The sequence below is a fragment of the Synergistota bacterium genome, assembly GCA_021159885.1.
GTDB lineage: Bacteria > Synergistota > GBS-1 > GBS-1 > GBS-1 > AUK310.
This window is the reverse complement of sequence record JAGHDO010000014.1, coordinates 1-10,177: the sequence shown is the minus strand read 5'-3', so window position 1 is coordinate 10,177 and position 10,177 is coordinate 1. Positions and strand designations below refer to the sequence as shown.

At 44.6% G+C, this 10,177-nt stretch carries 12 protein-coding genes; all 12 read right to left on the bottom strand.

Annotation, left to right across the window (positions count from 1 at the left end; all coding sequences use genetic code 11):
- Nucleotides 1-590: DUF342 domain-containing protein (locus J7M13_01245; protein ID MCD6362619.1), on the bottom strand; the 590-nt coding region annotated here is incomplete at its 3' end.
- A 4-nt stretch (nucleotides 591-594) separates the two neighbouring features.
- Nucleotides 595-1,383: a FliA/WhiG family RNA polymerase sigma factor gene (locus J7M13_01240; GenBank protein MCD6362618.1), complete on the bottom strand. Its 789-nt coding sequence runs from the start codon at nucleotides 1,381-1,383 to the stop codon at nucleotides 595-597.
- Nucleotide 1,384: 1 nt separating this feature from the next.
- Complete coding sequence (locus J7M13_01235) at nucleotides 1,385-1,765, bottom strand: hypothetical protein (protein ID MCD6362617.1); 381 nt, start codon at nucleotides 1,763-1,765, stop codon at nucleotides 1,385-1,387.
- Between the two features lie 76 nt (nucleotides 1,766-1,841).
- Nucleotides 1,842-2,327, bottom strand: coding sequence for a chemotaxis protein CheD (locus tag J7M13_01230; GenBank protein ID MCD6362616.1), 486 nt, complete (start codon nucleotides 2,325-2,327; stop codon nucleotides 1,842-1,844).
- Nucleotides 2,311-2,949, bottom strand: a complete 639-nt coding sequence (locus J7M13_01225) for a chemotaxis protein CheC (protein ID MCD6362615.1) — start codon at nucleotides 2,947-2,949, stop codon at nucleotides 2,311-2,313. Before J7M13_01225 ends, J7M13_01230 begins: the two co-directional genes overlap by 17 nt.
- Before the next feature lie 31 nt (nucleotides 2,950-2,980).
- Nucleotides 2,981-5,113 (bottom strand): chemotaxis protein CheA, encoded by a 2,133-nt coding sequence (locus J7M13_01220; GenBank protein MCD6362614.1) that lies wholly within the window; start codon nucleotides 5,111-5,113, stop codon nucleotides 2,981-2,983.
- Nucleotides 5,114-5,139: 26 nt separating this feature from the next.
- Complete coding sequence (locus J7M13_01215) at nucleotides 5,140-6,195, bottom strand: chemotaxis response regulator protein-glutamate methylesterase (protein MCD6362613.1); 1,056 nt, start codon at nucleotides 6,193-6,195, stop codon at nucleotides 5,140-5,142.
- Nucleotides 6,192-6,785, bottom strand: coding sequence for a PilZ domain-containing protein (locus J7M13_01210; protein ID MCD6362612.1), 594 nt, complete (start codon nucleotides 6,783-6,785; stop codon nucleotides 6,192-6,194). The genes J7M13_01215 and J7M13_01210 overlap by 4 nt, the downstream gene beginning before the upstream one ends.
- A gap of 20 nt (nucleotides 6,786-6,805) precedes the next feature.
- Entirely contained in the window at nucleotides 6,806-7,435 is a 630-nt protein-coding gene (locus J7M13_01205) for a PilZ domain-containing protein (GenBank protein MCD6362611.1), read from the bottom strand.
- A gap of 20 nt (nucleotides 7,436-7,455) precedes the next feature.
- Nucleotides 7,456-8,346: a MinD/ParA family protein gene (locus J7M13_01200; protein ID MCD6362610.1), complete on the bottom strand. Its 891-nt coding sequence runs from the start codon at nucleotides 8,344-8,346 to the stop codon at nucleotides 7,456-7,458.
- Complete coding sequence (flhF, locus tag J7M13_01195; protein MCD6362609.1) at nucleotides 8,343-9,560, bottom strand: flagellar biosynthesis protein FlhF; 1,218 nt, start codon at nucleotides 9,558-9,560, stop codon at nucleotides 8,343-8,345. The genes J7M13_01200 and flhF overlap by 4 nt, the downstream gene beginning before the upstream one ends.
- A partial coding sequence (locus tag J7M13_01190; protein ID MCD6362608.1) for an FHIPEP family type III secretion protein occupies nucleotides 9,561-10,177 on the bottom strand: 617 nt, incomplete at its 5' end.

The following is a 10,177-nucleotide window of genomic DNA, read 5'->3' as shown; positions in this document are numbered from 1 at the left end:
CCTATAGAATAGTCTACATCACCCTGTTTCACGAATACTGGATGAACGATTACTTTGCCGCCCTCAAAAGTCACATGTCCGTCGCAGTTAGCGAAGAGTTTCAGCCCATCCTCAGAAACGCAGGTATTTTTACCCGCTGGCATCTTAGGATCCTTTGGCCTGTAAGCCTTGACTACTTTTCCCGTTACTGTTTTGCCATCCCTTCCTGGCTTGCAGGGCACTTTAACCGCAAGAAGCTGTCCCTTAACTACGTTTTCCACGCTTTCTAAGTTTCTATAATCAACCCTTCCATCCTCAAGCACAACAGGCTTGAGCTCCCTATCCTTGTTAAACTTGTAGTCTATATACCCATCTACACCATCCTCAGGATCAATCCCCCGCGCCACGAGAAAAAACTCCCCTATTCTTCCTGTCTCGAGAGCCTTTTTTATCGAATCCTCAAGTATACCAAATACAACTCCCTCCTCTGCCAGAAAGGAGAGAACTTCATCAAGGGTAGGCAATCTCTCATTCGGACCCGGGGAATTGATCTTGAGATAAGCTTCCATTTCGTTCTCGCTAATCCTCACCTCCATTTTAGCCGGGCTCATAAATTCACCTCCCACTTATTTTCTCGGCGGAAACCCCGCCTTCCATTAGCTTTCTCAGGCGAGTTCGAAGCTTCAAGATAGCCGAAGAGTGAATCTGACATGCCCTTGCTTCTGAGAAGCCTATTATCTCTCCTATTTCCCTTAAGGTTAAGCCCTCATAATAATAAAGCGTTATAACGAGTCTCTCCCTTTCTGGAAGCTGAGCTATAGCCTCAGCAAGCTCCTCAATGAGCTCTTCCTCCTCAAGCACATGATCAAAAGGAACCTGCGTAGGATCGCTAATAACCTCCTGAATGGGAACTTCCTCATCCTCGAGCTCAACCAGATAATCAAGCGGGAAAAGCGTAAGAATTCTAACATCATTAAGCAGTTTTTCATACTCCTTTTCAGACAGATTCAGGAACTTTCTGACCTCCTCATCGGTTGGATCCCTGCCAAGCTTGCTAAAGAGGGTCAACCTCGCCTCCTCCAGCCTTCTCATCTTCTCCTGAACGCTTCGTGGAATCCATCCAAGCCTTCTAAGCTCATCTATTATCGCTCCTTTTATCCTAAGGGAAGCAAAGGTCTCAAACTTAACATTTCTATTCGGATTAAACCTATCTATAGCCTCGAGAAGCCCCATTATGCCAAAACTCAGAAGATCTTCCTCATCAACACCAGATGGCAAGGCACCTTTTAACCTTGAAACTATATATTTCACCATTGGGGAATATTTACGTATTAGCTCCTCCTTAAGCTTCGGATCCTTCGTCTCAATATAAGCTCTCCAAAGCTTCGTCTCATTTTCCCGCATATTAGTCTTCCTCCATCATTAATCTTATAACCTTAGCAGCAGACTCCGGCTTTTTCCTCACCACCTCGGTTAATTCCTCAACCTTTTCCTCAAACTCCGAGGGCTTGGATAAAAGCTTCTCAAGTGGGGGCTCCTCCTCTCCCGAAGGTTCCTCTCCTTCGAGCTTGTCCTCCTTTTTTAAGCGATACACCCAAGCGAAATCCTTCAAACTTGCCAAAGACCTAAGGTCTACTTTTATTTTTCTCCCAAATAGCAAGGAATCAACATCATATTTGGAGAACAGGTATATAAGAAAAACACTCTCTCCAAAGAAGATCAAGAATGCTATTAATCCCCGTGAGAGAGAATAGAAGAAAGAAGCCGGTGAAGCGAGGCTTACCAAGAAAACAAAACTTCCCGCTCCCAGCCCTACAATAAGAGAAAAAGTTAACCATGGAGGGAGAGGTAATTTTCTAACGTCAAAGCTCCTTAATTCCATGCCCCACGGTCTTAACTATAAGCTTTCCCGTATCCGTGTGAAGCTCAACCGATCTCCCGTGATTCCCCCCTGTATCCTCAGCGACTAATGGAATTTTCTCAGAAGCAAGAACCTTCTTGACCGTCTCCACATTCCTCCTACCTATACTGAGCTGAAGATTCTTATCGGAAAATGAAAACATCTGTGCCCCTCCAGCTATCTTGGCTACTATTCGGCTTCTTGACGCTCCAGCTCTTTCCATCTTTTCTATAAGCATGGGAATAGCTGTATCTGCAAACTTTGCTGGATTCTGTCCAGCTCTCGCCTGCTTGCTATCAGGAAGCATTATATGAGCGAGACCGCCTATTTTAGTTACCTTATCATAAAGAGCTATACCAACACAGGATCCTAAGCCCAGCGTAACCAGAATATCTGGGCTTTTTCCAACATTGAGATCCGCTATTCCAACTCTAATTACCTGTGCCATTACTACCAACTCCAAGTGCCTTAAGTATAACGATTAAAGAGCCAGGATCGGGAATAAGAAAGAAGTGTCCCTCAACATGCCCTGCTTCAGCTTGAAAGCGTGTCTCTATAAGAAGAGCATAATCCCCCATTTGTCCCAGCTCCGCAAGAATTATATCTAGTATAGCGCCAGCCATATCGAAAGCTAAAGCGGGAACCGTGGGCATAAACGTAAGGTTAGTAAAAGAAGATAAAGCATTAAGATAAGAGCTTGCAAGAATATTACCTATTTCCTTTAAAGCCGATTTGTCCATCTCGCTTAATACCTGAGTGCTACTTTCAGGTCTGCCCATGAGCATATCTACCAGAGATAGAGCGCTATCCTTTGGCATAACGAATAGAATGCTTCCTGGCGCATCTCCAAGCACCCTCAAGAAAACACCCGCCACAAGAACCTCGGGACCGCCCAAGACCTCGGGAACCTCATGCAGGGGAATAACCGCAGCCCTGGGAACGGTCATATTTACCTTTTTGCCTATCATTTGATAGAGGGCGGTCGCCGCGTTGCCCGCTCCCACGTTTCCAACTTCTTTCAACGCGTCAAGCTGAGCATCCGTCAGGCTTTTGATGATCTCCTCAGCCATAACCATTCCTCCTTAAGAAGTCAGTATCTATTTAGCTTACCAAAGGCACAACATCTAAGATCAGAGCTACCTTTCCATCTCCAAGAATGGTAGCTCCGCTAATGCCCTTTATTCCGCGTAAGAGCTTCCCCAAGGACTTTATAACTATCTCCTGCTGACCTATAAGGGTATCGACTACTAATCCCGCTCTCTTTTCACCAACGCGAGCCACGACAACAGCATACTCCTCCTCATCTCCGTTCTTACTCGGAGCCGGAGGAACATCGAGCACATCATGGAGCTTTACCAAGGGAAGCACGCTTCCCCTTAGGAGAATGACCTCCTGATTTCTAACAAGCTTCACATCCTGCGGAGTGATACTCAATGTTTCATCTATGTTAGCAAGAGGAATGGCATATATTTCCTCTCCTACCTTGGTCAGAAGCGCCTGAATTATAGCCAAGGTAAGCGGTAGCTTTATAATTACCTTCGTTCCTTTACCCTTCTCAGTTTCTATTTCCAAAATCCCATTCAAGGCTTCAACCTTAGATTTAACGACATCCATGCCTACTCCTCTACCCGAAACCTCCGTGACCTTATCAGAGGTGCTGAACCCCGGCAGCGTTATCAGCATTAGAATTTCATTTTCCGTCATCCTCTCCACTTCTTCAGGGCTAACTATACCCCTCTCTACCGCCCTTTGCTTAACCTTTTCTATATCTATTCCCTTTCCATCATCCCGAACCTCTATTACCACATAGTTACCTTCATGATGCGCTGAAAGCTTGAGTAATCCCTTACGAGGCTTCCCAAGCCTTTCTCTCTCATCAGGCGGTTCTATGCCATGATCTATCGCATTTCTTAATAGATGGACCAGCGGCTCGCCTATCTCGTCTATAACAGTTCTATCGAGCTCTGTCTCCTTACCTTCTATAATGAACTCAACTTCTTTGCCTTCTTCCCTTGCAAGATCCCTCACCATTCTCGGAAATCTGTTAAAAACATGCTCAACAGGAACCATCCTGAGCTTCATAACTACTGCCTGAAGCTCAGTCGTTATCCTCCCAATTTGCGCTAAAGTTTCATCAAGCTCGGTAAGCTTATAAACGGATCCTATTTGAACGAGGCGCGTTTTATTGATAACAAGTTCGCCAACGAGGTTCATAAGATCATCAAGCCTATCTATATCTACCCTTATGGTTCTCATTCCCTTTATTCTGTGCTTAAGGAGCTTTTCCTTGTCAACAGCTGGAGCAGCTGATACAGCAGGCGCAGAAGGAGCAGTTGGAGAAACCGGTCTTGCAGGAGCAGACACCGCGGGTGCCTCCTCCTTAGCTTCCCGTGAAGGAGCCTCTTTAGCCTCTTCGAGCCCAAGTTCCTCAAGCTTAACCAGTGAAACTATAACTTCCTTTATTTCGGAAACACCCTCTATCCTCGTCTTAATCTTATCTGCTTCCTCCTTACTAATAAACACGACAATGAACTCATTTTCGAATTTTTCTTCTTCTATATCCTCAGAGGGAGGTATAGACTTTATTATTTCTCCCATTTCTCCCAGTTCGTGAAACACTATATAAGCACGAGCAGCTTTAAGCAAGCATCCCTCATCCAAAATTACCTTTATCTTATATGCCTTAAATCCCTTATGATACGCTTCTTTCATTACTTCCTTGTCGTATTCGTTAAAGCTAACTGCAATCTCCTCAGCAGGTGCTTCTGCCTCAGCGGGTTTTTCCTCTCTCTCAGGTAGAGCAGATGGAGCTTCTGCTGGAGGTGGAGGCGAAGGTGCCGTTGTTGGAACTTCCTCGGCACCGGCAAATCTCCTCAGCCTATCTATTATAGATAAAGCATCAACAGAGCATTTACCCGTATCTCCTATCTCATCTACCATAGCTTCAAGGGTATCAAGGCACTCAAAGAGGATATCCACTATATCTGGAGAGGGTTCAAGCTTATCATTACGTAGCTTATCTAAGACATCTTCCATTTGATGAGTAAGCTCCGCCATAGAGTCAAATCCCATGGTTGCTGACATTCCCTTTAAAGTATGAGCTATTCTAAAAATCTCATTTAAGAGATCTTTATTTCCCGGTTCCTTTTCGAGCTCCAATAGGAGCTCATTTAACCTCTGAAGATGCTCTCCCGACTCATCGAGAAAGACCTGTAAATATTGAGACATTCCCATACTTACCTACCTCCCCCTTTCCCGTCTTACCCCAATTTCCTAACCGCTTTAACGATCTCCTCTGCGATCCTATCAACTGGAACGACTATATCGGCTGCACCCTCATCTATGGCAACCTTCGGCATTCCAAAAACAACACATGTTGACTTATCCTCAGCTATAGTGATACCTCCATACTCCTTTATCTTTTTCATGCCGCGAGCTCCGTCCCTACCCATACCAGTCAGGATAACGCCCACGGTCTTGCCTCTGAATATCTCTGCTACCGATAACATCATAACATCGACAGAAGGACGTACCCCCCATACCGGGGGATCCTGATTAAGCCTTATCTTGACCTCGTACCTACTTCTACTTACAATCATATGATAATCTCCCGGCGCTATTAAAGCAAGCCCCTCTCTCAATAAATCACCTTCTACTGCTTCTTTCACACTTATAGAAGAAAGCGACTCAAGCCTCTCTGCCAAAGACTTCGTAAAGCCAGGTGGCATATGTTGAACAACGAGAATACTCGCTCTTATATCCGAGGGTAGTTTTGGTATGACCTCTTGAAGCGCCCTTGGTCCTCCCGTTGATGAGCCTATAGCAACCACAACTCCAACCTCAGTAGGAGCAGGTTTCTCAACCCTCTTAACCTTCTTCTCTTTGCGAGGTAGAAGAAACTTAAGCCTGCTTAAATCGGCTCTGTAAGCTGCCTTTATCTTCTTTATAAGCTCTTCCTTGATCTTTCTTATATCAAGAGATATGGGCCCGGATGGCTTAGGAACGAAATCAAACGCACCATAATCAAGGGCTTTAAGCGTTGCCTCTGCTCCTTCTCGCGTATAACTGCTAAGCATTATTACAGGAAGAGGGGTTTCGCTCATTATATATCCGAGAGTATTAAGACCATCCAAGCGGGGCATCTCGAGATCCAAGGTAACCACATCAGGTTTAAGCTCCATGATCTTCCTTATAGCATCATACCCATCCCTTGCCGTTCCTATCACCTCTATCTCTGGATTCTCATTAAGCATATCTGATATAACCCTTCTCATCAGAGCAGAATCATCCACAACCAGCACTCTTATTTTCCTCATCCTATTTTCTGTTTCTCCTCCCTTTCCCTTTTGAAGACAAAGTTAACGATGTTTTTCCTGGAACGCTCATCCATAACAACGAGATCTATTCCAGCAGTTCTACCACCTCCCTCATCCTCAATTCTTACCACTCTTCCAAGTGAGGAAACTACATCGCTTTCCGGGAGATATATCAGTACTTCAAGTTCATCTCCAACGTCTATCTCCTCATCCACAGGCATTTTCACACCACAACCACTTATGTCTATCGTATTGGAAACCTTAAAGGCACCCTCCCCTACCTTCCTATACTCCACGGGGAGAAGAGCCTTGACCCTTCTATACCTACGCCTCTCTATTGGATTGATTCCTTCTGGAGGAGCGACTTCAAGGAAGGGAATAAATCTTCCTCCTCCACCCTTTACCTTTACTACGCCCTCGTATAGCTTTCCTTTGTCATGCCAGAGAACCTTAAGTTCGCTCCCTGGAGGTATATAAGGTATCGGTCCTTCCTTTCTGTCGAAGATAAGAATCACTCCTCCATCCGGTGCACCTCTTAAAACCTTCCCTCTCCGCCATTTTCCTTCCTCGATTTCAATTTCAAGGGGCATCCCTTCATACCATTGACTAATCATAGCAAGCCTTTTTGTCTTAAGTCTCTCTCAATCTTAAAAACATACCTCATTATCCTTCTAACTGCCTTATCGCTCATGCTGATAAACTCAACACCGTGCTCTATCTCTCCCTCCCGTACCTCAACCCTCACCACTCTTCCCTCGAGAATCATCGGACCAAGCCCATCACCAAGATCTATCCTTATGAGAATTCTCTGCCCTGGTACGAGCGGTTCCTCAAACACACCCTTAATTCCACCAGCGCTTATATCCTTAACCCTGCCTTTTTTGGGAGAAATTAACCTTCCCTTAAGCCTATAGCTAAGCGGAAGGTTCGTCTCAACTCGAACAAATCTTCTCCGCTGAAGATGCTCTCCTTGCCCGATAACCTTAAGCAATATTAGAGGAACCCTGTCCTCCTCAGCCCCAACGATACTAACGGGATAGCGGTAAATACCCCGGGGGGTGGCCAGCCATATATAATACCTCTCACCTCTTAACGGTATTAAAACTCCCTTATATAAAGGATGAGCTATAGCTATCAGTCCCCTTTCTCTATTCATGTCTTCAATCCTTGTGGGAAACGTTCCCTTAAATGTACCCCCTTCTATCTCAAAAAACACTCGTGATCCTAACTTAACTTTCAAAGACGGTGGAAATATCGGAATTACCTCCTTTTGAAGAATCCTATAAATCTAAAGAGAAAACCCTTTATCCCCCTTGGTCCATATGCATCACCCTCATAACCGAGAATTTTGTCAGCAACCGCCTCTATACAGCGACTTGCCTTAGAATGCGGATAAGCCATTATAAATGGCTTTTGCCTTATAACCGCATCTGAAACCGCAGGATCTTTCAAGATATAGCCAAGTTTATCCAGACTAATATCAAGAAACTGCCTCGCTACCATTTCCATTCTGCTGGCAACTTCCTCCGCCTCTTCAGGAGAAGACGCCATGTTAACGAGGAGTCTTATCCTCGCATCCCTGTTTTCAAGAGCTATGGTCTTTATTATACCGTAAGCGTCCCTAATGGCAGTTGGTTCCGGAGTCGTCACAACGATAGTCTCATCCGAAGCTAAAATAAAGCCAAGAACGTTTTGAGATATACCAGCACTCGTATCGATAAGAATTATATCCGCATAGTTATCGAGCTCACTCAAGCTCGCTATAAACTGAACCCTTTGCGAACTGGAGAGATTAGCGAGCTCCTGAATCCCCGCCCCACCAGCTATAACTTTTATCCCTTCCGGTCCATCAACTATGACCTCCTGTATCTTTCTCTCCCCCTTTATCACATGATAGAGATTATAACGAGATGTCAAACCGAGTATTATGTCTATATTAGCCAGGCCAAGATCTGCATCTATTATAAGCACCCTGTTCCCCTTTTTAACGAGTCCTATGCCAAGATTGACGACAACATTTGTTTTACCCACTCCTCCCTTGCCACTCGCAACGGATATTATTCTCGCAAGCCTTGAGGGATGAACCCTGCCCTCGAAATCCCTGCTCCTTTTAACGAGTTCCCTCAAGCTCTCAGCCTGATCCCTTATCAATCCTCCATTACCTCCCCTTTAGGCCCCCTTAATTTCATTATTACCTCTGCAAGTTTAAGGCTATCCGCGACTTCTATATCTTTGGGAACATCCTGCCCGTTCGTTATATACGATATAGGCAAGGAAAAATCTCTTACGAGATTAAATATATTGCCAAAGGTAGAGGTCTCATCAAGCTTGGTTAAAACCATCTTACTTAAAGGGACACAGCTAAACCTTCTTACTATTTCTTCAAGATCTCTGTATTTTGTGTTAAGACTTAAAACCAAGTGAACCTCGTCCGGAAAGCTTGCTTCCACATAGGATTTCAGCTCAGACATCCTCATACTATCGTAATGACTCCTGCCTGCCGTGTCTATAAGTATAATTTCAGCGTCAAGATGTCTTTCTATAGCTCTTCTCATTTCCTGAGGGGTAAAAACAACCTCAATGGGGATTCCTATTATCTTGGCATAGGTCTTAAGCTGTTCAACGGCCGCTATCCTATATGTATCAGCTGTAACAAGAGCAACCTTTTTTTCCTCAAAGAGGGCAAATATTGCAGCAAGCTTGGCTATAGTAGTTGTCTTTCCCACACCAGTGGGACCTATAAAGACCACAACCTGTGTTCCTGTATCTTTTAGGCTTATAGGAGAGACCTTTATAAACTCCGATATTACTTTTGCAACTTCCTTTCGGAGCTCCTTCCACGGAAGCCCTTTAGCATAAGCCTCTTTATCCATAAACACCCTCAATATGTCCTCCACATATCTTTCCTTTATCTCCTGTTCCAAAAGAAAGTCATAAAGCTTACCTTTTTCCTCTCCCCCTCTTCCAACGGAAGCCTTTTCTGCCAACTCCATTTCGCTCAATTTTCCGAGAAATGTCCCTATTAGTTCCTTAACCTCCTTTATATCCCTTTCGAGCGCTTCAATCCTATCATCATTTGAAATCGGTTCCTTTTTACGCTCTTCAATGGTCTGAGAAGCGGATAAAGCCCTTCTTTCAGATAGAAGCCTCGTTATAAGCTCAAGGCGAGAATCGGTCTCTCTTTTCTTCTCCGGTATTCCGACCACAACCTCCACATATCTCTTAGCAAAAAGGCCAAGAAAGCCACCCTTCTTAAAGTGCCTTGTGCCAAGGATCACAACATCGCTACCCAGTTCATCCTTGGCCTTTTTTATAGCTTCGGCTTCCGTCGGGGCAACGAAAGTCCTCCTCTTAACTATTTTCAATTAGATACTCACCATCCCCATCGATTTTACTTCCACACCGGAAGCAATCTCATTATAAGAGAGAACTGCAACCTGTGGCAACACCCCTTCTATAACCTTCCTTAGATAGGGTCTAACGGCGGGATGACACAATACCACCGGTTGATATCCCAATGAGGCGACTTTCTCAACCTCTTTAGCTATTCCTTCTATTATAGCCCTCATTTTCTGCGGGTCTATGGATATGGTAACGCCGGTTTCCGTACGTTGAACTGAGTTTCTTATAAGCTCCTCAAGATCAGGGCTTAAGGTTATAACGGGGATAAATCCTTCCGCGGTTTGATAGATCTTAGATATCTGTCTTGCAAGCGCTTGCCTTACATACTCTATCAAGAGATCTATATCCTTGGTCATTCTACCATAATCAGCAAGAGTTTCAAATATAGTAACGAGATCCCTTATAGGAACCCCTTCCTTAAGCAGTCCCTGTAAAACTTTCTGGATCTCGCCAAGACTCAAAGCTCTGTTAAGCTCCTCAAAAAACGCGGGATGCTGTCCTCTAACAAAGGCTATTAAAATCTGGACCTCCTGGCGAGTCCGAAGCTCAGCTGCATGTCTTTTTTTTATCTCAGTAAGAT

Excerpts from the sequence above, each read along its gene's own strand:
- J7M13_01240 (MCD6362618.1), bottom strand. The coding sequence starts at position 1,383 with ATGCGGGAAAATGAGACGAAGCTTTGGAGAGCTTATATTGAGACGAAG.
- J7M13_01230 (MCD6362616.1), bottom strand. The coding sequence starts at position 2,327 with ATGGCACAGGTAATTAGAGTTGGAATAGCGGATCTCAATGTTGGAAAA.
- J7M13_01225 (MCD6362615.1), bottom strand. The coding sequence starts at position 2,949 with ATGGCTGAGGAGATCATCAAAAGCCTGACGGATGCTCAGCTTGACGCG.
- J7M13_01220 (MCD6362614.1), bottom strand. The coding sequence starts at position 5,113 with ATGGGAATGTCTCAATATTTACAGGTCTTTCTCGATGAGTCGGGAGAG.
- J7M13_01215 (MCD6362613.1), bottom strand. The coding sequence starts at position 6,195 with ATGAGGAAAATAAGAGTGCTGGTTGTGGATGATTCTGCTCTGATGAGA.
- J7M13_01210 (MCD6362612.1), bottom strand. The coding sequence starts at position 6,785 with ATGCCCCTTGAAATTGAAATCGAGGAAGGAAAATGGCGGAGAGGGAAG.